Annotated in this window: 17 protein-coding genes and 1 tRNA gene; 4 read left to right on the top strand and 14 right to left on the bottom strand. The window is 44.8% G+C overall.

Annotation, left to right across the window (positions count from 1 at the left end; genetic code table 11):
* Positions 1-80: 80 nt before the first annotated feature.
* Both JMX83_RS10140 and JMX83_RS10135 read left to right on the top strand, forming a co-directional pair.
* Positions 81-1,856 (top strand): sigma 54-interacting transcriptional regulator, encoded by a 1,776-nt coding sequence (locus JMX83_RS10140; RefSeq protein WP_201601330.1) that lies wholly within the window; start codon positions 81-83, stop codon positions 1,854-1,856.
* Between the two features lie 219 nt (positions 1,857-2,075).
* Positions 2,076-2,160, top strand: a tRNA-Leu gene (locus JMX83_RS10135).
* Between the two features lie 82 nt (positions 2,161-2,242).
* On the opposite strand, the gene JMX83_RS10130 is transcribed toward JMX83_RS10135, so the two are convergent.
* The gene (locus JMX83_RS10130) at positions 2,243-3,292 is read right to left on the bottom strand and encodes a serine/threonine-protein kinase (protein WP_227675813.1); all 1,050 of its coding nucleotides are present in this window, start codon (positions 3,290-3,292) and stop codon (positions 2,243-2,245) included.
* Positions 3,293-3,355: 63 nt separating this feature from the next.
* Between JMX83_RS10130 and JMX83_RS10125 the strand changes: the two genes are divergently transcribed.
* Positions 3,356-4,306, top strand: a complete 951-nt coding sequence (locus JMX83_RS10125; RefSeq protein ID WP_201601328.1) for an ATP-binding protein — start codon at positions 3,356-3,358, stop codon at positions 4,304-4,306.
* A gap of 42 nt (positions 4,307-4,348) precedes the next feature.
* On the opposite strand, the gene JMX83_RS10120 is transcribed toward JMX83_RS10125, so the two are convergent.
* The 7 genes from JMX83_RS10120 to JMX83_RS10090 form a co-directional block, all read right to left on the bottom strand.
* Positions 4,349-5,488, bottom strand: coding sequence for a ribonuclease Z (locus tag JMX83_RS10120; RefSeq protein ID WP_201601326.1), 1,140 nt, complete (start codon positions 5,486-5,488; stop codon positions 4,349-4,351).
* A gap of 32 nt (positions 5,489-5,520) precedes the next feature.
* The gene (locus JMX83_RS10115; protein WP_201601324.1) at positions 5,521-5,793 is read right to left on the bottom strand and encodes a hypothetical protein; all 273 of its coding nucleotides are present in this window, start codon (positions 5,791-5,793) and stop codon (positions 5,521-5,523) included.
* Between the two features lie 101 nt (positions 5,794-5,894).
* Positions 5,895-6,563, bottom strand: coding sequence for a glutathione S-transferase (locus tag JMX83_RS10110; protein ID WP_201601322.1), 669 nt, complete (start codon positions 6,561-6,563; stop codon positions 5,895-5,897).
* A 201-nt stretch (positions 6,564-6,764) separates the two neighbouring features.
* Positions 6,765-7,835: an EamA family transporter RarD gene (gene rarD / locus JMX83_RS10105; protein ID WP_201601319.1), complete on the bottom strand. Its 1,071-nt coding sequence runs from the start codon at positions 7,833-7,835 to the stop codon at positions 6,765-6,767.
* A gap of 239 nt (positions 7,836-8,074) precedes the next feature.
* Positions 8,075-9,145: an EamA family transporter RarD gene (rarD, locus tag JMX83_RS10100; RefSeq protein ID WP_201601315.1), complete on the bottom strand. Its 1,071-nt coding sequence runs from the start codon at positions 9,143-9,145 to the stop codon at positions 8,075-8,077.
* A gap of 141 nt (positions 9,146-9,286) precedes the next feature.
* Positions 9,287-12,094, bottom strand: coding sequence for a DNA gyrase subunit A (gene gyrA / locus JMX83_RS10095; protein ID WP_201601312.1), 2,808 nt, complete (start codon positions 12,092-12,094; stop codon positions 9,287-9,289).
* Between the two features lie 424 nt (positions 12,095-12,518).
* Positions 12,519-14,228, bottom strand: coding sequence for an alpha/beta hydrolase family protein (locus JMX83_RS10090; RefSeq protein WP_201601310.1), 1,710 nt, complete (start codon positions 14,226-14,228; stop codon positions 12,519-12,521).
* 310 nt (positions 14,229-14,538) lie between these two features.
* Here JMX83_RS10090 and JMX83_RS10085 point away from each other — a divergent pair, with 310 nt between their 5' ends.
* Entirely contained in the window at positions 14,539-15,408 is an 870-nt protein-coding gene (locus JMX83_RS10085; protein WP_201601307.1) for a methyltransferase domain-containing protein, read from the top strand.
* 33 nt (positions 15,409-15,441) lie between these two features.
* Here the strand turns inward: JMX83_RS10085 and JMX83_RS10080 are convergent, their stop codons facing one another.
* The 6 genes from JMX83_RS10080 to JMX83_RS10055 form a co-directional block, all read right to left on the bottom strand.
* The gene (locus JMX83_RS10080; protein ID WP_201601304.1) at positions 15,442-16,767 is read right to left on the bottom strand and encodes an ABC transporter ATP-binding protein; all 1,326 of its coding nucleotides are present in this window, start codon (positions 16,765-16,767) and stop codon (positions 15,442-15,444) included.
* Between the two features lie 114 nt (positions 16,768-16,881).
* On the bottom strand, positions 16,882-18,558 hold the full coding sequence (locus JMX83_RS10075; protein WP_201601301.1) for an ABC transporter permease: 1,677 nt from the start codon (positions 18,556-18,558) through the stop codon (positions 16,882-16,884).
* Positions 18,559-18,733: 175 nt separating this feature from the next.
* Positions 18,734-19,867 (bottom strand): extracellular solute-binding protein, encoded by a 1,134-nt coding sequence (locus tag JMX83_RS10070; protein WP_201601298.1) that lies wholly within the window; start codon positions 19,865-19,867, stop codon positions 18,734-18,736.
* 277 nt (positions 19,868-20,144) lie between these two features.
* Entirely contained in the window at positions 20,145-20,867 is a 723-nt protein-coding gene (locus JMX83_RS10065) for a 16S rRNA (uracil(1498)-N(3))-methyltransferase (protein ID WP_201601295.1), read from the bottom strand.
* Complete coding sequence (locus tag JMX83_RS10060; RefSeq protein ID WP_201601292.1) at positions 20,864-22,465, bottom strand: 3-deoxy-D-manno-octulosonic acid transferase; 1,602 nt, start codon at positions 22,463-22,465, stop codon at positions 20,864-20,866. The genes JMX83_RS10065 and JMX83_RS10060 overlap by 4 nt, the downstream gene beginning before the upstream one ends.
* Positions 22,466-22,584: 119 nt before the next feature.
* Positions 22,585-24,084, bottom strand: a complete 1,500-nt coding sequence (locus JMX83_RS10055) for a tetratricopeptide repeat protein (RefSeq protein ID WP_201601290.1) — start codon at positions 24,082-24,084, stop codon at positions 22,585-22,587.
* Positions 24,085-24,163 lie beyond the last annotated feature (79 nt).

The following is a 24,163-nucleotide window of genomic DNA, read 5'->3' as shown; positions in this document are numbered from 1 at the left end:
CACATGGCGGCATAAAACTGCTAAATTGTAAGGCATCCAATCCCAAACCGACAATAACAATTGCTCATTAGGCCCGATACATGACCCAATACAGTGACAACCAAAACCCTAAAAGCGATGCACACTCTCCAATAGTCACCGTCAACAACGCACCCAGCGATCAGCCTGCAACGCTCTGGTTAATCGACGATGATGCAGCGCTGCGTATGGTATTGGCAGATACGTTTGAAGATGCTGGATTGACCGTTATCAGTTTTACCCAAGCGCAGGCAGCATGGACTCGGCTCAATGATGCACTAAAACAGCAAGCGTCAGCCACACAGCTGCCAGACGTAATATTGACTGATATTCGTATGCCAATGATGGATGGATTGTCATTTAGTGACTGGGTACATCAGCACTTTCCGGATATGCCGATTGTCATTATGACAGCGCACTCAGACCTCACCTCTGCGATTAATAGCTATCAGACCGGTGCATTTGAATACTTACCAAAGCCTTTTGACCTAGATGATGCTGTTGCCACTATCTATAAAGCAATCAACTACCAGCCAAATATGGCGATAGCTCACTATTCGAACGAGTCCGATACCCATATCGCGACTGACGCGCGCGCTAACAGTGATATAAAACCTGAAGCACCTACCAGTACACCCTCTAAACACAGCAAAAATAAAGCTGATGTGACAACTGCCTCTAAAGCTAATAGCAATCCGAGCGGTATCATTGGTCAGTCACAAGCTATGCAAACCGTGTTTCGTGCTATTGGTAGATTGGCACAGTCCCCTATCTCGGTCTTAATTACCGGAGAGTCAGGAACAGGTAAAGAGTTGGTTGCCAGTGCCTTGCATCAGCACTCACCGCGCAAACAGCAACCATTTATCGCACTTAATATGGCAGCTATACCACATGATTTGATTGAGTCTGAATTATTTGGTCACGAAAAAGGCGCGTTCACTGGTGCAACGACAACTCGCCAAGGACGTTTTGAGCAGGCTAATGGTGGTACGTTATTTTTGGATGAAATTGGCGACATGCCATTTAGCACCCAAACACGTCTGTTACGCGTACTGGCCAATGGTGAGTTTTACCGCGTTGGTGGACAGCAGCCGATCCAAGTAGATGTCCGTATCATCGCCGCCACTCATCAAAACTTAGAAGAGTTAGTAAAACAAAATCGTTTCCGTGAAGATTTGTTTTATCGTCTTAATGTCATTCGTCTACCGCTGCCACCACTGCGCAAGCGTCCCGAAGACATTCCTGCATTAGCGACCTACTTTATGCAGTCCGCAGCCGAGCAAATGAACACAACACCGAAGCATTTGCATCCTGCGGCCTTACAGATGATGCAGACCTTTGACTGGCGCGGTAATGTGCGTCAACTTGAGAATGTTTGCCTATGGCTGACAGTGATGGCGACTGGTGATACGGTAATGGCGACAGATTTGCCACCAGAGCTATTAGAAAACACGCCTCTAGACTCAGAGCTGTACCAAGAGCATGAATCATCACCACAAGCAAATACAGTGAATCCTCAACTGCAAAATAACGATGACTTGAATAATCACGGCCAAAATAATCACAACCAAAATGATCAAGTTACTCAAACTCCTACCAGTCCAAATTGGCAAAAAGCGCTTGCTATTTGGGCTGAGCAATCTCTTAATACAGGCGAAACTGATATTCTACAAACGGCCACGCCTGAGTTTGAACGGGTTTTATTGACAGCAGCACTCAACCATAGTGGTGGCAAAAAGATAGAAGCGGCAAGCTTACTTGGTTGGGGGCGCAATACCCTAACCCGTAAATTGCAGCAATTAGATATCTCTGCACCCAGAGTGCCATCCAAAGAGTAAATAAAGGTTTAAAACGCAATATTAAAAAACCATTAATATCAAATATTTATAAAAATACGTAAAAATAAATGCAAAATAATTAAAAATAATCGCAAATAGGGGTTGACCAAAAATTCAAACTCTATATAATAGCCAACCACTGAGACGCACTACCGAATCAGTTAACTGTCTAGATAGCGTTTGAACTTAATCGCTTTTGATGATAGAGTAACGGAAAATGGGGCTGTGGCGGAATTGGTAGACGCACCAGATTTAGGTTCTGGCGCCGCAAGGTGTGAGAGTTCGAGTCTCTCCAGCCCCACCATTTTCGGATAGTACATCTTAGACCAAATATTAAAGCCTGCTTTTTAGCAGGTTTTTTTGTGTCTGTCATTTAGTATTTCTAGTTATAACTTTTCTAAATCGTACAATACAGCTTCCATACTCTGATACCTTTTCTCTACTCGCTTTGCCAATGCTTTATCAACAATACTTTGATAGCGAGTATACTCTAACGGTAATTTTGGAATAGGCTGCTGGCAGTGCTGAATGGCCCAATCTGTCATGGATTGATTACTTTGAAGGTCTATATTAAATGGTCGCTTCCCTATCAGTATCTCAACCATCATGATACCGAAGGCATAGATGTCACTTTGTATCGTTACTCTCTGTCCCTGCCAGCGCTCAGGTGCCAAATATGCTGGTGTTCCGCCAGAAAAATTTATTGCGTTTGGTTGATCATTTCTTTGGGCTAATGCAAAATCTGTCAATAGTAAGTCAGGCACTATACAATCACTGTCAGCGTGACTCGTTAGATTATCACTGAGCAAGATATTACTGGGTTTAATATCATTATGAAGCCAGCCAGCGTTGTGTAGGTTGCAGACTAAATGAGCAGACTCTTTGATCAAGTCATGTTTTTGATAGTGCGTTAATGACACATGGTGATTCAACAGCTTAGCTAAGCTGCCGTTTTTATAATGCGGCATGACCAATACCGTTAACTGCTGGCTCTGTCCTAATGTGTAGATCTCTACATTGTGATAGGCCAATAGAGGTGGCGTAATAGAGCTAACTTGGGTTTTCTGCGAAGTATATAACGCTTGCAACACGCTTATTTCATGAGTTAAATCTGAGACACTTTGAAGTCTAACTGAAGTGGCACGTAGCTCCCATTTAATTATCACGCTACCATACTCTACATGGCGTGCACGCGTTATACCTTGATAATAGCCTTGCTTACTGCGTTTTTTGGTAATTTGCGTGTTACTCTCTTGGATTTGTTCTGTGCCTCCCTCTCTGTATTGTTTACTGATACGCTGATGCACTATTTGGGCATATTGTAACTCTGATAATACTTGGGTAATGACTGGCAATAGTTGTCCAGATTGCACTTGCAAGGCTTGTTTAATAGGCAAATTACTGGCACTATTTTTCACAGTATTATCTCTCATCATATTATAGAGTCGCAATCGCGCACTATCGTTTTACCCAACCGCCACTTTACCGCTAGAGTCATTATGTCACAGTCTAACAATTACGCCCTGCCCGCCCCTTTATTAGAATTACTTAGTCAGTATCTGCAAGAGCGCGTCACACCAACCATCAAGATTGACCCAAGCCAGCTTGCGTATCGCTGGGTCGGTGGACGTACTGGTCACCTACAGCCTTTGTCTGTCAATTTATTTTTGAGTTTGGATGATTTGCAAGGTATTGATGTGCAAAAAGCAAAGCTGGTACAAAATACCCGCCAGTTCCTAAAAGGTTATCCTGCCAATCACGTCCTGATGACAGGGACACGCGGTGCCGGCAAATCTTCGCTGATTCGCGCATTACTACAAGCCTATCACAGTGAAGGGTTACGCATTATCGAGATTGCGCGTGATGATCTACAGGTGCTGGACAAGATTCGTGCCGCGATTAATGCGCTGCCAGCGGACTGCGCTTGTCGCTATATCGTTTACTGTGATGATTTGGCATTTAACGGTCAAGATGAAAGTTATCGGGCGCTAAAAAGTGTGCTTGATGGCGCGCTAGACTCTGAGCAAGACAAGCTACTGGTCTATGCCACCAGTAACCGCCGTCGCTTGCTACCACAGATGATGAAGGACAATCTTAATATTTATAATGGGCAGACGGATGAAGTTAATCCTTACGAGACCATTGACGAGACCGTGTCGTTATCGGATCGATTTGGCTTATCCTTGACCTTTCATCCTATGGATCAGCAGACTTACTTACAGATTGTGCAGCATTATCTGCGCTTAGAGCAACAGAAAATTTCAGCTCGCATTGATATTGATATTGATATTGAAATGGATGTGGATGGTGAAAATCTACCTGACAAAATCAGAATGGACGCCTTGCGCTGGGCATCTGAACGCGGTGGACGCTCAGGTCGGGTTGCTTATCAATTCAGTCGTTATTGGAGCGGCAAAACACAATTGGCTATTGAAGACCGTAAATCATAGCCACTAAGCCATATCTTTGAAACTATCTCTTTACAGTCATGCCTAATTGCTGCGTGCAGAGCCTACATACTGCACGCGACTCTCCTTTTGACTGCCCTCTTGATTATCTGCCAAGTCGATAGCCCCATTGACGGTATATTGAGCAAAATCTTCTGCCAGCCATAGATTGCCTTGGTAAACACTTTGCGCATCTAAGCGGATATAGGCCATATTTGGCGTTTCGCTATCTGGATTGTCAAAGCTCTGATAACGAGCGCTAAAGTGGGTCAAAATGATATTTTTCAGGCTCATCTTTTGCGCGAATGTGCCCACTATGTGCGCGCTGCTATGCATGGGATCAAAGTCAGGGTTTCTGGCTTGAATAGCCATCATGACCTCGTGCGTATAAGTGGCCTCATGCACCAACAAATCCGCATCCATAACTGCGGTGCTTAGGCAATCTGGCGTGTCATTGTCCCCTGCTATTACTACTTTTGTCCGCTGCACATCATCATGAACATAGTCTGCTGAACGCAATTGTCGACCATCCTCAGTGATGACATTTTCACCTTGTTGTAGCTTGCCCCACAGCGCACTTGCTGGGATACCATTTGCTACGAGCTTGTCCGTGTCAAGCGTGCGATGGCTGATGGTCTGCGTGATACTAAATCCATGAGATGGCACGCGGTGCGATAACGGATGAACCTCTATCATCAGCTGATGCTGATTATCCAAGTCGATTTTTACTTTACCTTTATTAACTTCTTGCGACAACAGGTTCTCTATCGACACAAAGTTGAGGGTAAATGGCAGATATAGTTCAGTATGTAGGATAAAGGCATCAAGCAGCGCCGAGATGGCTTTTGGTGCAATGAGCGTCAGTGGCTCACGGCGACCTGACATCGCGGCACTCGCCAGCAATCCTGGCAGGCCATAACAGTGATCACCATGGACGTGCGTAATACAAATAGCCGTCAATTGATGGAAGGAGAGCTTGGTATGCAGTAATTGCTGCTGTGTGCCTTCGCCGCAATCGATGAGTAGCCACGGGCGTGACTTTCTATTTTGATTGTTACTATGCGGCTGGTTGCCTTTTGATGAACCAGACGCATGAGGATTCAAGCACTCGATTGCCAATGCCGTTACATTGCGCTGCTTGGTTGGCACGCCTGCGGAGGTGCCCAAAAAGGTTAATTTCAGCATAGGTCATGTCTTTTATTTATTAGAGGCACGGGTTAGGACCGTTGGCATATCATGGTTTTTTGACCGTCAACCATTTGTCCACCATTGGCTGTACATTCATTGACCATATTAGATTCATAAGATTTCCAGCCACCATAAAAACTAGCGGCGCACAGAATCACAACCAGCAGCTTCTGTGACCAAGATTTGATAGATACTTGCTGGTTATCAACCGTTTGCTTGCTTTGCAAGTTCTGATCTAGCGACTGCTTAGCATCTGTGTCTTTCTTTGTTTTTGCATGATGCGATGTATTCAAGTCTGTCATTGTTTTATCCTAAAAAAGGCTTTGCTTATGAATAAACAAAACCTTTTATCTAATATCACCTCAAGCATTGAGAGGTGTTTAAGTAATTATACCAATATCTATTAAAACTGCGGTGTTCCGCCCTTTGCCTCAGCACGCTTAAAAGCGGGGCGTTCTTGACAGCGTTTGAGCCAGTTCAATAGATTGGCGTATTTAGATTGGTCCATACCTGCACGCGCATTAGAGGCGGCGACTACGATATACATTTGAATATCAGCAGCACTGAATGTCTCCCCTGCAAACCAGTGACTATGTTGTAGATGCTGCTCCATCAGATTTAAGTTGTTGATAATATTATTGTTGATCATGCCATCTTCAACTTGTTTACGAATACCTTTGCTGATTGGCTTGATGAGCATGGGTGATCGTTCAACCACTTTACTAAACACCAGACGCATGACTAATTGTGGCATCGCCGTGGCTTCGGCAAAATGCAACCAAAAAGTATAATCTTCCCACGCCGCTTCATTGTCATCAGTCGGCTTAAACTGATGTTCTTTATCATAGTGTCTGAGCAAATATTCGATGATAAAACCTGACTCAGCCAAAGCGCGATCACCCACTTCAAGCACCGGCGTGTGACCAAGCGGATGCACTTTTTTTAAGCTCTCAGGTGCAAGATACGCCTTAGTACGCTCATAGGTTGTCAGCTCATAATCCAGCTCCAACTCTTCTAGTAGCCATAAAATACGAAACGAGCGCGAATTGTTTAAATGATGCAGAGTTAACATAAACCGTCCTAGTTATATATTGTTTTAAATCAGCCATAATCTCTTGGATATGGCGCCACGTTTTGAATTAAATATGACACCACTGTTCTCGATAATAGCGTAATTTTTGCCCCTTTGACACTGCAACTTTGTAGAACTGTGACGAAAGTACGGCCTGACAAGTCAGCTCTACATATATCTAGGACACGGTAATCATCCGCATTATTCTACATGTAGTGCTTCAATCTTGCGCGTCATCTTATCTATCTTTTGCTGATATTTTTTGATTTGGCGAAAGCGGTGCGCAATTAGCACGCCTTTGATACGGCGATTTTTGAGACGGCGGCGCGGCGGAAAACTACCCACTTGTGGCTCATTGTAGCCATGTAAGCGGTCTTCACGTTTGCGCGCCAGATAGCCCAGAGCGCTATCAGCAATCATAATCAGCAGTGCGATAAAAATCATGCTATACATCAGCATGGAGCCGCCTTCATGTAAGTTACGATCCAAAATCGCAATCGAAAATACGAATAAAAATACCGGCTCAAGGTAGCACAAAGTCCCAAACAACGAGACAGGTAGCTTTTGACTCGCGACCATCGTTAGTGACATCGCAGCAGTACTGATGATGCCCAATAATGGCAATAGATACCAAAGCTTATGATTGGTGATTGCCACCTCAAAGCCGCCATTCATATATAGCGCAACCAATACGACTGGTAGCAGCAATACAAGATCAGAGATCAAGCCTGTGATAGGCGGTACGGCCAGTTTACGACGCAGCAAGTAGTACGGCGGATAACCCAAGCATACAAACAAAGTCGCCCAAGAGATCGCGCCATATTCAAAAATATCGTAAACAATACCGAGACCTGCACATATAATCGCAGCCCACTGTAGCAAGCTCATGTCTTCATTATAAAAAAAGCGACCGACCACGATCATAATCATTGGGTATAAGAAGTAGCCCAACGTCACCTCAAGCCCCAAGCCATTGACTGGTGCCCACATAAACATCCAGATTTGCGCACCCAAAATCGGAGTGGGTAATATAAATAAAAACCACTCTTTTGCGTTTTTTAGTGTTTTTAGATAATCAAAAATATGCTGCCACTGCTTTAGCACACTCACTAGCAGCACTAGACTAAAAAACATCGTGAGCACACGCCACGAAGCAACTTGCGTACCTGATAACGGTTGCAACAGCAAACCAAATAGGAACAGCAATGAGTATAAAAAATTTGCAGCCACAGCAGTGATCGTACCCTGCGAGGTTTGGTTAGTAGTCAACATCACAACAGCCTTTAGAGATTGGGGCACATCCTTGGCAATTTTAAAAAAAAACAAAAGCCTCAGACGATAACGTCTGAGGCTTTTGCATATAAGGTCGTCGCGCAATCTAAGATAAACGCTTTTAATGTATCTTGCTACATCATGGGCGGCATTATGTCAAAGTCGGAATAGATAAGCAATGCTACTCTTCATCTAGTGTATTAATTTCTACATCCAGTAAATTTAATGTATATAAGTGCTTATTTTGCATCAAGTTGTTCGAGTTTTTGCTGTATCTTATCCATCTTTTTTTGATAACGACGAATTTTGCGAAAGCGATGCGCTTTTAGCACACCATCGATACGCTGATTGATAAAATGACGACGCGGCGGAAAGCCGCCAATTTGAAGCTCTCTATATCCATGCAAGCGGTCATTACGCTGACGAACGAGATAGCCTATCGCACTATCGATTATCATGACCACTAGGGCAAGTGTAATCATGCCGTACATAAAGAGCGAGCCACCTTCATCGAGACTTTGACTCAGAACTGTAATGGACAACACAAATAACAGCAGCGGCTCGATATAACTCAGCGCCCCAAATAATGAGACCGGCAACTTACTACTTGCAATCATCGTCAGCGACATTGCTAGTGCACTAAATGCACCCAGCAATGGCAGTAGGTACCAAAACTTCATATTTTGTGCCGCCACACTAAAACCACCAGTGAGATAAAGCATGATCAGTACCACTGGCGTCAGCAATGTCAAATCAAACAACAAGCCAGTAATGGGCGGTACAGCAAGCGTGCGGCGCAATAGATAATACGGCGGATAGCCCAAACATACAAATAGCGTCACCCAAGACACCGAACCATATTGAAAAATATCGTAGCCAATACCGAGTGCTGCCAGTATCGCTGCCGCATACTGCAAGACACTCATATCCTCACGATAAAAAAACCGACCAAGCACAATCATCACAAGTGGCAATAAAAAATAGCCCAAGGTGACATCCAGTCCAAATCCATTCACGGGTGCCCACATAAACAACCAAATCTGGCCGCCTAATATCGGTGCAGGCAATATAAATATCAGCCATTCTTTCAAGGTCTTAAGCGTCTTTATATAATCAAAGACATGTTGCCATTGCTTGGTCAAACTGAGCAAGATGACCAAACTTAACAACATCATCAGCACTCGCCATGAGGCTACCTGTGTTCCCGTTAAGGGCAGCATAAATAGCCCAAACAAAAACATCATCGAGAATAAAAAGCTCGACGATACCGCTGCGACAGTTCCCTGAAAAGTTTGATTGGTCGTAAGCATAACAACAGCCTTAAAAGTAAAACCCTATGTACATTATTAAGAAAAAGTGAATGAAAAATAAAAGCCTCCGACGATAACGTCAGAGGCTTTTTTCTAGGACAATGATCAGAAACTAGACTGAAAAGCTAATTACCAAGACTATTACTCGTCATCGTCTACTGCATCATTATCCAATGTGTAATCGTTGGCAATATCGATAGCGTCATTGGCATCGCTCAAAGCGGTATCGTCAGTTGCAGCATCGATATCTATCTGCTCTTGACCTTCTACATCAAACGTCCCATCTTCTTTCATCGCATCGACTAATTCATCATCGCCCTCTTCGTGCTCAACACGCGCCATAGCGACTAATTTTTCATCTTTTGACAAACGAATGAGCGTGACACCCTGAGTATTACGACCAGAGCTAGCGACATGCTCAACTGGCGTACGTACTAGCGTTCCCTTGTCAGAGATTAAAATAATGTCATCAGTAGCGTCAACCTTGGTCGCTCGTACCAATGCGCCATTACGCTCACTGGTCTTAATAGCGATTACACCGCCACCACCACGATTTTGCGTATTGAACTCTTCGATAAGGGTACGCTTACCAAAGCCGTTTTCACAAGCAATTAGGATTTCATGTACATCATCTTCGATAACGACCAATGATTTGATGAATTCATCAGTAGCCAAACGCATACCGCGGACGCCTTTCGCCGTACGGCCCATCGCACGCGCATCATTCTCATCAAAACGAATCGCCTTACCACTTGAAGCAAACAACATCACTTCTTGGTTACCATTAGTAATACGAGCGCTGACCAATTTATCACCATCTTCTAGACCAACCGCGATCAAGCCGTTCGAGCGAATATTAGCAAACTGCTTCAGCTCTACGCGCTTCACTGTACCATTAGCCGTGGCAAAGAATACGAAAGGTGGCTCTGCTTGATTGCTATCTTCTACCGAATCGTCATCATTGCTATGCTCTGATACCTCACCTACTACTGATGTATCTTCTACAATTTTTGGAATTGGCAATATCGTCGTAACGGTTTCGTCGCTATTTAAACCAATCAAATTAACCAACGGACGACCACGAGCACCGCGACTGGCAATCGGCACTTCAAACCCGCGTAAGCTAAAGACACGCCCGCTGTCAGTGAAACACAAAACAGTCGAATGCGTTGAGGTCACGACTAAATGATCGATTACATCATCTTCTTTCATTGCCGTAGCAGACTTACCTTTACCGCCACGTTTTTGCGCGACATAATCGTCAATCGGCTGAGTTTTGGCATAACCAGTACGCGATACCGTCATCACAACAGTCTGCTCAGGAATAAGGTCTTCGCGGTTAAAATCCATACGTGAGTCGATGATGTCGGTGCGACGCTCATCACCAAAGTTATCACGAATCTCAATCATCTCATTAGAGATAATGGTCATTAGCTTATCAAAATCACCTAAGATAGACTCTAAATGTGCAATCTCGCGCAGTAGATCTTGGTATTCTTCGGTTAATTTGTCTTGCTCAAGACCTGTCAGGCGATGCAATTGCATGTCTAAAATCGCATTGACCTGCTCAAGTGATAAGCGATAACGCTCTTCGCCCTCGATCAGACCAAAAGGCGCTTTAGGATCTTCGCCTTCGATGAATTCAGGGCGTACTGACTGACTGCCAGCAGCAGTAAGCATCGCAACGACACTACCTGAACCCCACGTGTTGTTTAATAAACTTTCGCGTGCCAATCCACGGTTTGCAGAGGCTTTAATCGTCGCAATAATCTCATCAATATTAGCTAGTGCAACCGTTAAACCTTCGAGCAGGTGGCCACGAACACGGGCTTTGTTCAATTCATAAATCGTACGACGTGTCACCACTTCTTGACGATGACGGACAAATGCAGCGATAAGCTGACGTAGAGTCAATAGCTTTGGCTGACCATTATCGAGCGCGACCATATTGATACTAAAACTAGACTCAAGCGGCGTTTGCAAGAACAAGTTATTAACAATAACTTCGGCAGTCTCGCCGCGACGTAAGTCAATAGCGATACGCATACCGTCTTTATCAGACTCATCACGAATCTCGCTAATGCCTTCGATTTTCTTATCACGAACCAGCTCTGCGATACGCTCGATCAGTTTGGCTTTATTGGCCTGATAAGGGACTTCGGTAAATACAATACGCTCGCGGTCACGGTTGACACCAGTATTACTCATCGGCTCAATATGATAACGACCACGAATATGCAGACGACCTTTACCCGTACGATAAGCATCTAAGATACCCGCGCGGCCATAGATAATGCCGCCGGTTGGAAAATCAGGGCCTGAGATATGTGACATCAGCTCTTCAGCTGAGACTTGTGGATTTTCAGCATAGGCTAGACACGCATTGATCACTTCGGTCAGGTTATGCGGTGCCATATTGGTCGCCATACCAACGGCAATACCCGTCGCGCCATTGACCAATAAGTTAGGAATACGCGCTGGCATCACGCTTGGCATGCGCTCAGAGCCGTCGTAGTTGTCTTCCCAATCGACTGTGTCTTTGTCCAAATCAGCCAGCATCTGGTGGGTCAGTTTGGTCATACGTACTTCGGTATAACGCATCGCTGCCGGAGGATCATCATCGATCGAGCCAAAGTTACCTTGACCATCAACCATTGGATAACGCAAGCTGAAATCCTGCGCCATACGTACAATGGCGTCATAGACGGCACTATCGCCATGTGGATGGTACTTACCGATCACATCACCGACCACACGGGCTGATTTTTTGTACGGTTTATTATAATCGTTTGATAGCACGTGCATGGCATACATCACGCGGCGGTGTACAGGTTTGAACCCATCACGCACATCAGGCAGCGCACGCGAGACGATCACGCTCATCGCATAATCCAAATACGACTGCTTTAGTTCATCTACGATGCCAATAGGACTGACCGATTCGCTCATATACACTCCTTCATTCACATTTTTTTCTAACGTTGACACATCGCTTATGGCACCCATAGATCATATAAAAATACTGCCACATAAATGGGCAGTCATGATCAAAATACATACCATAAAAAAACACTGCTACACGTGCAAAACAATAGGAAAATAGCGATAGTTTTAATGTTTAATAAAAGAAGCTATTTTAGCACAAATTTGCTGATTTAGGGGGTTCTGGCTGCCATTAAAATCAAGCCAAGCGGTTCATTCGCAGTGATATTTCTAAAGATTAATACAGGCTAAAACACTCTCAATGGCGAGCTTTCTGATTGGCTAGTGGATGTGATGATAAATACCTGACGCTACATACAAAAAAAACTGCATTCAATGAATGCAGTTTTTGATAATTTATTGACGACTATTAGATCAGCGCTTGTTTATACTACGTTGGATTAACACTTGAATTAAAGTTTTGCTCAAAGAACTCACGTGTCGCTTGAGTACAAGCACTGCTAACCAGACCACCGTGATAGCTTGACAATATAGCAGCACCTGCCGCTTGTGCTAATGCTGTTGGATCTGTCACCCCTGCGGCACGAGCATCTGCTATAGCTTTATTTTGAACGGCTGTTAATGTGGTAGAGAATCTGTCCTGAACGTTATCAAGTGTATTCGTTGACATCCATGGGTTGCTCATAGCACTGCTGCCAATCGCTTTTACTTGTCCTCGGTTGTTTCTGACGTCCACATCTAGAACAGTAACATTGAGGTTAGCGTTGGGGGCTGCACTTGCCTGCTGTAATATCGCCATCATCGAACCTGTATTTAGATCGTAGTATACGGTTGGGTCTTGATTACCGCCGCACAGTAACGTTGGCATTTTAGGAATATAACCACGTAAATCGTTATCTTTTAAGGCTTTCCGTAAGTTGTTTTGTGGATTCGCTGCTGGTAATACACCAGTTTTCGCTACCAGACTATCTGGATTTTGCAAAGCGTCAGTTACATAAGCTGCGCGAAAATCCGTTTTTATCAGATAATTATCATCTGCAAAACCTAAGAATGCAAAAGGTAAATCACTATCTGGTAGTTGATCGAGTACAGGATTATTAGTAGGTTTTGCTTCAAACAAGGCATTGTCAGGTAGTTTATTTGCAGCGACCAACTGGCTAAAACTTAATAAGCTTGGTAGTTGCGTGTTGGCATAGTTTGCCGTAAATATATCGGTGGTATTATTGTATACGTTGCCATAAGCTTTCTGTAAACCTGTCGCTAGAAGCGGTGCAAAACGGGTAGCGCCAATATTCACATTACCTGCAAATATCGCATCACCGAACGCGGCCAATGCATAAGGCCCTGATGAAGGTGAGATGGCTGTAACAGGCTCATTGTTCTGCTCAAGTAGCCTTGCAGTTGCCATGGCTACATGTCCACCTTGTGAGTAGCCGCTAATGAAAAGTTTACCTGAGTCATCCACGTTCACATAATCGCTGTCATTGGCACGCTTTTGTCTGGCAATGATCTCACGCGCGCTGTCTAATGCATCAGCCATATCAGTCGCTTGCTGCTCTGCGACAAGGTACGGATGGTAATCAAGCTCTGAGTCATCGTAACCTGCATAGTTTGGTGCGACCACGATATAGCCTTGTGCAGCAAAGTTTGCGGCAATCAATGTCGACTCGCCAACGGCTGGATTCTGAATGTTGGCCACTTGGGTAAAGTCATAGTCTTTATCGGTCGTTGTGCCATGAGCGTAAAGCAAAATAGGTCGGTCGCCTTGGCAGTCAGCACCATCACCACTTGGCAACATCAGAGCTGCGGTCGCATTAGTGCGCTCGCCTGCCGCGCCAACCGTCGGATAACTAACTTTTTCGATTTTGATATCACATTTAGCAGCAGGGGTAGCGGTGCCATTTAGGCCAAACTGGCCATCTATTTGCGCGGTATTAAACGAATTGATACTCTCAACTGACGTATCATTACGAACAATGATATCGTTATCATCGTCGCCGCACCCAACCAGCAGTAAACTACTGGCAATAGCAACTGACAGTAGGCAGCGTGACATCGTGGGTTTGTGGTTGGTAATAGACATTGAGTGAGAAGCATCGGTAGATAACTTAGCGTTAGTACCTGTGGTAGATTTGATCATGATTGCTGTCCTTAGCAGTGGTGAATCAGACTTTGCTGAGACTCCTTGGCAGTATATGCGTCCATTTTGATAGGTTTTTTGTCATTGATGCTTATTAAGTAGCTGGGTACGATATCCGCCAAACTACTATTGTTTCTTAAACCTTACTATTTATACCGCAAAATATTATGAAAAGCTACTGGAAAACATGTACTTAATCGCGCTCTTTAAACGATGTAAAATCGCTTATCGCCATTAAACCAGTTCTAGCTTCGCTTTGCGCTTTATTGTACGATGTCCCAAAATACAATCCCAATACAGATAGCCCTTTATGCAAACCTCTAATCAAAATATGTCATTGTCCGATAATCAACCGATAGATTCTGTGGAAAAAACCACAGCGCAAGACGAGACACGAGCAGATCGTAGCTTCGATGCCATTGCCGATCATTTTGAAAAAAAGGTCTACGGCGGATTAAAAGGAGAGATTAGACTGGCAGTATTACGCCGTGATATTTTTGAATACAGTGCGCAGATGAGTGAAGCGCTTGGGCGACCGTTACGCATCATAGATGTGGGTGCAGGGCTTGCACAAATTGCCATAGAGCTTGCTGCTCAAGGTCATAGCGTGGTCATCAATGATATCTCAGAAAATATGCTCGAAAAAGCAAAAGCAAACGCTGAGCAAATTGATCAAGAGCTAGATATCACATGGTACGTTTGTCCATACCAAGCGCTTGCAAAAAAATTGGTTAAAGAAGTCGATAAATTTGATTTGATCATGTCGCATGCGCTGCTTGAATGGTTGGCAGAGCCCGCTGCCGTGATGGACTTCTTTGATCAATATCTAACAGATGATGGCGCGCTGTCTTTGTGCTTTTACAACCCTGCAAGCTTTGATTATCGCAACCTTATTATGGGCAATTTTAACTTACTCGATAATACAGACTACAAGGCAGACAACAAAAAAAGTCTGACACCCAATCATCCTGTTGCTAAAGAAGAAGTAGAGTCTTGGTTAAAGGCGCATGACTATCAGACTGTGCGCAGCAGTGGTCTACGAGTATTTCATGACTATGCGCCGCTCAAGCGTGGTGGCCATAACGACCCAGATGCGGTGATAAGAATGGAGTTACGTTACTCACAATTAGAGCCGTACAAATGGCTTGGACGGTATTTGCATATTTTGGCTAAACGGTAAATTTAGACAACCGCTCAAAGGTTGTGAAGTCTGCTAAACGTCTTCATCAACTCTTGACGATCTGTCATATTCTGACCAAGTGGTGGCATTAACCTCTTTTTCATCAAAGACCACGACATGCTCCAACAACGGCAAGATACCAATATGTGAGCCAATTTCATGATTATGATGGCTGGCAACCAAGGATAAGACGGTCTGTCCGTCATCTAACTGTAGACGGTACAAATAGTTGGCACCGCGAAACACACGTCCAATGACTAAGGCTGTCTGCGTACTGTCATCGTCATGAATGATATCATCAGGGCGCACGAGTACTTTGATGGGAGTGCCATTGGGATAATCATACGCGCAATATTGCGGTTGGCCTGATTCATCATAAACCTCCATACGGCGATAGATATTCCCCAATGCCGTCTCCACATGACCTTCTTTGATGATACCGTCTATCATCGCGCCTTCGCCGACGAACTCAGCGACAAAAGGACTGACAGGCTCATGATACAGCTCACTTGGGGTCGCCCACTGTACCAATCTGCCCTTGTCCATCACACCGACTTTATCAGCTAACGCAAACGCTTCGTTTTGGTCATGAGTGACCAATATCGCTGTGGTATGGGTGCGTTTGAGAATATCACGGACATTCATTGCCAGAGATTCGCGTAATACCACGTCTAGGTTAGAAAATGGCTCATCAAGTAGCAGTAATTTGGGCTTCGGTGCGAGTGCCCTTGCGAGAGCCACACGCTGCTGCTGACCACCGGATAGCTCATGTGGGCGTTTGTCCGCATGCTCAGTTAATTCAACTAAGCTAAGCATCTCAGCCACACGTGCTTTTTTGTCAGCAGCTGACCATTTATTAAGGCCAAAGGCAATGTTCTTTGCCACGCTTAAATGACCAAAAAGCGCATAATCTTGAAACACCATCCCCATGCCGCGCTTGGCTGGTGCCACGGCAAAAGAGTGCCGAGCTGTTTTTTCCGTTAGACGCTGATTGTTTAAATGAATAGTACCGCCGCGGCTTTGCTCTAAACCTGCGATCGCTCGTAATGCCGTGGTCTTGCCGCAGCCGCTATAACCCAAGAAGCATCCAATCTCTCCTTGCTCTAATACTAAAGACATACCATTAACCACAATAGTATCGTCATAGCCAACTATTAGGTTTTGTACACTAAAATAAGGATTGGTCGCGATATTGTTCTCAGTATCTTGGCTCACAGTATCGGCTTGTTTTACAGGCTTGTTGGATTGAGATTGGGCTGTCCGAGTTTGCACGACTGGTGATTTTTTGACAGGAGTAATACGTGCTCCAGTCTTTACGGACTGAGCGTCTGATGAGTCTTTCATTGAATCAGTGTACATAGACAATCCCAGTTCGCTATTAGTAAATACAATGTTGGATAAAGCAGTAAAAATTATAATATAAGTTAGGTCAAGCACCATTAAATATGGCACATTTATAAGCAGCAATGGCGGTTAGCCTTGTTTGTCACTTTGACGCAATAATATCCAAACAGGAAGCAATCCAACCAATACAATCAATAGGCTCGGTAATGCCGCCCGTCCCCACATACCTTCGCTTGTCATCTCAAACACCCGCACCGCCAGCGTATCCCAGCCTTGCCTGCGTGTCATCAATGTAATCGGCATTTCTTTCATCACTTCGACAAATCCCATTAACAATGCCGTGAGCACCCCAGGGCTAAGCACCGGTAGCATCACATGTCGCCAACGCTGGTAAGCACTGTCACTAAGCAGTTTAGCTGCGGCCTCTTGATTGACGGTCAATCGTTGCAACTGCCGATCCACTGGCTGAAAACTCACTGTCATAAAACGCGTCGACAAGGCTAATAGCATAACAATGACACTGCCTGAGAGTATTTGCGTCGAGGTAATACCAAAAGCAATCATTTGATTGTCTAGCCACGCAATGGGGATAAAAATACCCACTGCCAATACCGTACCCGGCACGACGTAACCTAAATTGGTTAATGTGGTCATTAGCTTGGTCGATTTATCAGGATACTGCCGCTTTATCCACGCAATAATCACCGCCAAAAAGGCAATAAAAAGCGTGGTCATACTAGCAATCATGAGGCTATTGAGGACAAAATCAATATAACGCGCATCAAAATCTTGGCGAAAATTCAATGCTGTCCAATAAATCAGCTGCAAAAACGGTATCAGAAAAGCCAGTAAAAACACAAACGTACATAGCAAGCTCATCCCTATTTTGGCAGGGGTACTGGCATCAAAACGCTGATTGCTACCTTGCGTAATCGAACTACCGCGCTTGGCCTGCCAATACTGCTCAAACAGTACTACGATAAAAATCACACCAATGAGCAATGCAGCCAGCTGCGCGGCAGTGGTTAGACTAAAGAAACCAAACCATGCCTTATAAATAGCGGTAGTAAAGGTATCGACATTAAATACGGATACTGCACCAAAATCTGCCAGTGTTTCCATACTTGCTAGCAATAAGCCACCGATGATCCACGGCAATGCTTGCGGTAATGCCAACCGAAAAAACACACGGCTACGGCTCAAACCCAGCATCTGCCCTGCTTCAATCGTCCGCCGACCTTGCGACAAAAACGCCTGACGCGCCAGCAAATACACATAAGGATAAAATGCCAATGATAAAACGAGACCAGCGCCCCATACATTGCGTATTGAGGGAATCGCTGCCGTGATACCAAAATCGCGCAGTCCTGTCTGTAACGGCCCACTAAAATCAACAATACCAATCGTGACAAACGCCAATACATAAGCTGGTATGGCAAGCGGCAACATGAGCGCCCACGAAAAAAACCGCTGGCCAGGGAAGCGGTACATGCTGGTTATCCAAGCCAAAACCGTACCGATAGTGCCCGATATAACAGTCACCATAAACAACAAAATCGCCGTATTTTTGAGCACTTGTGGCAGTACATACTCTGCCATATGTGTCCAAATGTCTGCGACTGGTTGCGTCCACGATAACAACACAATCAAAATCGGCACCAGCATAAACAACGAAATCAGCCCTAAGACTGATTTCGAGATAATACGTTTACGAAGGGCGTGGTCTTGACTGATCGTCTGAGTGTCATTAGCACTGTCATTGACTGTATCGTTTTGACTAACAGACGCATCTGGCGTTGTGATCATAGTATCATTACCGTGTCATACTCACTCATCGAGGCTTTTTAAGCATAGACCAAACTCAAAATCGTCATTACTTTAGCAACTAATTCTTAATGACTTATTTTTAAAGGCTGTTCTTTAAAAACTGTCCTTTAAAAAAGATGATTTTGAGCTTGGTATCGCGATGACTGGCAGTCCTTTATTTATAACCCGCTTTGTCCATCATTTGAATGGCTTGAGTTTGTAGCTCACCAAATTTCTGTACGTTGATATCGTCTTTTTTGAACTCACCCCAAGATCTCAACATTTCTGACTCATCAATCCCTTCTTTGACTGGAAATTCTTTGTCTGAGCTGGCGTACAGACCTTGCGCCTCATCAGATGACAACCACTCAATCAGTTTAAGCGTACCGTCTGGATTGTCTGACCCTGCAACCACGCCCGCGCCTGAAACGTTTACGTGTGTACCAGTTGTGCCTTGGTTTGCCCAGAATATTTTCACAGGGAAGTTTGGCTTTTCATCTAATAGACGGCCATAGTAATAACTGTTGGCAATACCGACTTCACACTGACCAGCAGCAATCGCCTCTAGCATGGCGGTATCATCACTGAACACGTCAGTGGCGAGATTATCCACCCAACCACGGATAACGGCTTCTGTTTTTTCTTCACCCAAATGCTCTATCATGCTGGCGACAAGCGACTGGTTATAGACCTTTTTAGAAGTACGCAAGCATAGTTTGCCTTTCCACTTTGGATCCGCCAAATCTGCGTAAGTCGATAATTGATCGGCGCTAACTTTGCTTGGGTCATAAAAAATCGTACGCGCGCGCAGTGATAGACCTGTCCATTGACCTTTTGGATCGCGATACTTTGCAGGGACATTGGCCTCTAGCACAGACGACGCTACTGGTTGTAGCAACCCTTGCTGCGCCGCTTGCCATAAGTTACCCGCGTCCACCGTCAGTAGCATGTCAGCTGGAGTGTTTTGACCTTCTGCTTGTAAACGCGCCATCAGTGGACCAGTTTTGTCTGTGACAAGTTCAATCTTGACACCAGTCTGTTCAGTATAGCGGTCTAGCAATGGCTTAATCAGCTGCTCATTACGTGAAGAATAAATAGTAATTGTTTGACCATCTGCACTGGTCGCACCGTCATCATTCGCTGCTTGCTGTTCAGTTTCAGTAGCAGCCTCTGTTGTCTCTGTCTCCACGCTGTCTTCGGTTGTAGAAGAATTGCTACAGCCAACCATTCCCAACATCAGGCCAAATATGGCAGCAGACAATACAGGCTTGGTGGTGACTAGATTAGTGCGAATGGTGTTCAGTGGCATGGTTTTCCCCATAGTAATGCGATAAAAAAGATACGGCAAATAGTGAGATAAAATGGTCAAAGCCCCTGTTTATTGGGATTCGTTGGACCATAATTATGGAAACAACATACTAATAGAAATGAGATTAATTATCAATACATTTATCTAACCCAAGATGCTGAAATTATTTGGCTTATTAGTTAATTTCTAAAGCTAAGTTGTGCCAAAAACAGCTCTTGTGTTTTTGTACTCCTATAGTCTTGTGAATGGCCAATATAGTAACGAATGCCAAACCAATTTAGAGCAACCACTGTCCTAACATAACATTGACCGCTGCTTCTGTACGCAATATACGCGGCCCTATATGTACTGGCGTGCACCCGTGCGCGGCGAGTAGCGCTATCTCATAATCGATCCAACCGCCCTCAGCGCCGATGCAGAGCAAACTGGGCAATTCCAATGTTATATCTAATTGTCGAAACTCAGAAAATGACTGCTCAGCATAAGGATGTGCAACGATGGCTTGATTACTCACCAAACTGGTAAGCGTATCTTCGACAAATGGCTTAAAGCGTTTTTGTAGCGTAATACGAGGTGCAATCGTATCAACCCCTTGTTGCAACCCTTCTAATACAAACTCATCAAGGCGTTCAAGCATCGGACTTTGCCAATAGCTTTTTTGCGTGCGATAACTGTTGACAAGAACGATATCGCGTACGCCAAGCGCCGTCATATCCATGATTAAACGCCGCAATACTTTTGGCCGTGGCAGTGCTAAAACAACCGTCAGATCCAGTTTGGCAGGCGGGGCAATAGTGAGCTGAACGTCACATAACTGAATGCTATCAGCAGCAATATCCTCAATGACAGCTGTACCAAGATTGCCACCAAGTTGCCCAATTTTGAGCGTGTCACCGACTTTTGCGCCCAGTATGTTATTGACATGATCGACTTGTGCCAAGGCATTGATCTTTGCCGTGTTTGCAGAGAAGTTTTCAACGGGCAGTAATATACAATTCATAATATCTCCTGCCCTAAACTTTGAGGAAAATATTGCTCAATAACGTCCTCAATCATAGCCAGTTGACGAGTCAACACCGCTTGCTGTTGTACGGTTATTGTCTCGCCAGCTTGCCCTGCCTGCATCGCTAATGATAAATCACTTAACCACACCTCTAACTGCTGATAAATAAGTGCAATGTCATCAGTGCTATCAGTACCATGCTGATGGTTTACTATACTTTTAGCGCGCTCATTTGAGCCATTTATCGTAATTGGACGATAAAACTGATTGTTTGGCTGATATAACGCACCTACCTCGGCCAGCTTATCGACCACACTTTGGCACGATTGGGTGTAACGACCCATGATGACAGGCGTTGCCACGCTCGCAGGTTCAACTGGATTGTGTCCGCCTATGTCTACTAGCGACCCTCCAACCAATGCAACATTTGCCAGTGTATACCAAGTCATCATCTCACCCATGCTGTCCGCCAGATAGACTTGCGTATCTGCATTGATGGCCTCATCAAGACTGCGGCGTGCCATTGTTAGACCAGTCTTTTCGATCAATGCTGCAACTTCATCAAAGCGCTCAGGATGTCTAGGTACGATGATCAGTAACGTATTGGCTAGTGCTGGCCGTGACAATAGCTGCTGATGTAACGATAGCGCCGTCTCTTCTTCGCCGTTATGAGTGCTTGCTGCCACCCAAACTGGTCGGCCCGCTATCGCAAACGCTTTTGCCAGCGCATTTTTTTTAGCAAGCGCATTTTTCTTAGAGGGTATCTGCGCACTTGCATCTTTTGCATCAACGGCTAAATTATCAGAATTAATAGCTTCCACTTCAATTTTGGGCGTATTGATGACCCACTTTAGCGACCCTGCCACGCGAATCTGTGCGCTATCCGCCCCTAATTGACGAAAGCGTTTGGCAGAATCGCTGTCTTGCGCAATGATGAGCGCAAGGTTTTTCATCATGCTAGTACTCACCGCACCGATTTTTTGATAACTTTTAAAAGAAGAGGCCGAGAGACGACCATTGACTAAGATACTAGGTATCTGATGCTGAGCAAGCTTGGTCAAGATATTCGCCCATAGTTCAGTTTCGACAAACAGCGCGGCGATAGGCTGTACATGCGTCAAAAATGTCTCAATCACGGCAGGAGTATCAACGGGGACATAGCTGTGGCTCATGCGGTTTTGAGCGATTTCATCTGCAAACCGACTGGCACCGCGAGCAAAACCTGTCTGCGTGGTGTTGGTCAACCATATCTGATAGCCATTAGCCAGTAATGTGTCTAATAAAGGCGCAACCGTATTGGTCTCCCCCAACGATACCGCATGACACCAAATCACACCTTTATTACTGTGACCAGTAGTCGCTGGACGCGGTGGATACTGCTTGCCAAAACGCTGAGCAACTTCCTGCTGATAATTGTCACGTCTGCGAGAGCGCCGCCATACTTGTAGGCGATATAGTGGTTTTAGCACACTGATCAGAAACTGATAATAAAATGGTGTCTGGTACACCGCCCTGTCAGTCAGTGGCTTATTGTCTAGTAGCATGGTATCAGTGAAGTTGGATGAGGCGTCAGATGGAGTATGAGATGATGGCATGGAGTAGCCCAGATTAGTAATGAATCAAACAGCAGAAAGGTAAATATAAAAACGCGCCAATTCTACCTGAAATCAGCGCGTAACCATAAACTTTTAAAAGTTTACTGAGTAAATAGCGATTAGACGATAATCAGTATCAGTACCGCGACTATGATCACTGCACCAAACAGTAACTGATAGCGCTTGATGCTGTGTTGCTCTTGTTTTTGCGTCGTGATCAGCGCTTGCGCTTGCTCCCATTGAGACACAAGATTTGCCGCCTCTATATGACCATTATCTGCCGCTTGCTCTAGCCAGTATTTACCACTATCAATATCTTGCGGCACGCCTACCCCTTGATAGTACAGCTTGCTAAGTAAACGCTGGGCACGGCTGTCATTTTTACTAGCGACTTGCTTCACCCATTCTACACCAGATTTTTTAGCTTCCTCATCATCTGCCGTGAGTCCTTCGCAAAGCAGCTCATACATCGCCAAGCGTAGCATGGCAGCCGTATTACCCGCTTCTGCAGCCGCCTGTAATGCTAGCAATGCTTTATTTTTTGCTGCTATATGATTGTCTGAAAAGACAACTTGGCCACGCGGTTTATCCTGCTTAGCAATGTGCCGCTCAAACTGATCGAGGACTTTGCAAGCTTGCTGATATTCAGTCACGCCTGCTATTTGCGGCACCTCAATCTCGTCTAGCTCTATGAGCAGCTGCGTAAACATTTCTGGTGTCGGCGAGGTTTTTACAGATGACTTAGGCTTAATGACGGGCGACTCTAATTTCGTCAGCTCAGGTTTTATTTGAAGCTCTGGTTGGTGCGGTGCGGTACTTTCCGATAGCTCAGATACAGTAGTTGCAGCAGAAGGGCGCTCGATATTGGCTGATACTACATTAACATCAGCCAATCCATTATTTACTGGTACGTCCTCTGACGGCTCATAATGATTAGCAGGTTGACTTGTACTGATAGTCGTACTCGAATCTGTCATTGAGTGAATACTTTGGGTCGCATTATTCGTTGCAGCTTTGGTCGCTTGACCACTAGAAATTTTTAAAGAATTCGCTTGATCCGATAAATCTGGCAATCTTGCGCTAACTGCTTGGTATAGTCCACTCGCCGCTTGTCCACCTTGTACCGCTTCAAACTGCCGATCGATATTGCCAAATAGACGCAGCCCTATTGGCTCTAATGCAAAAAATAAAGGCAACGCATTAGCAGCCGCATTATTATCACCATAGCCAACCGCCATATGCTGATAAAAGTCATCGGTAATCAATGACAACTCCGGATAACGCTTGCGTAGCTCAAACTGACCATACCAGCGTGGTCTGTTTTCCCACTGCTGTGCCAATACACGACCTGCATAAAATCCTAAAAACACCATAAAGTTGCGATAGTGTTCATCGACCAGTAATGTCGCCTCGTTCCATATACCGCCTTTCATCATGTCACGGCGTACTTGAGATAATAGTGTATCAATACGCTGTAAGCTCTCAAGCGACTCATCTAGCGCACAACTATGCAGCTGTGTCTCATATGCGATACCACCTGCGATAGGACGCCCAGCTAAAAAATCCTGCCAGTAGCCTTCTGCAATATAGTCAAGTGGTGTTAAGGGCGAGGCAGACATAGACAGGCGTGTCCTTTTTTAGAGAAGTTGATTATAGAGGCAGTGATAATGATTAAAAATATGAGCATAAAAAACACGG

Source organism: Psychrobacter piscatorii, from assembly GCF_904846415.1.
GTDB lineage: Bacteria > Pseudomonadota > Gammaproteobacteria > Pseudomonadales > Moraxellaceae > Psychrobacter > Psychrobacter piscatorii.
This window is presented reverse-complemented; position numbering and strand designations above follow the sequence as displayed.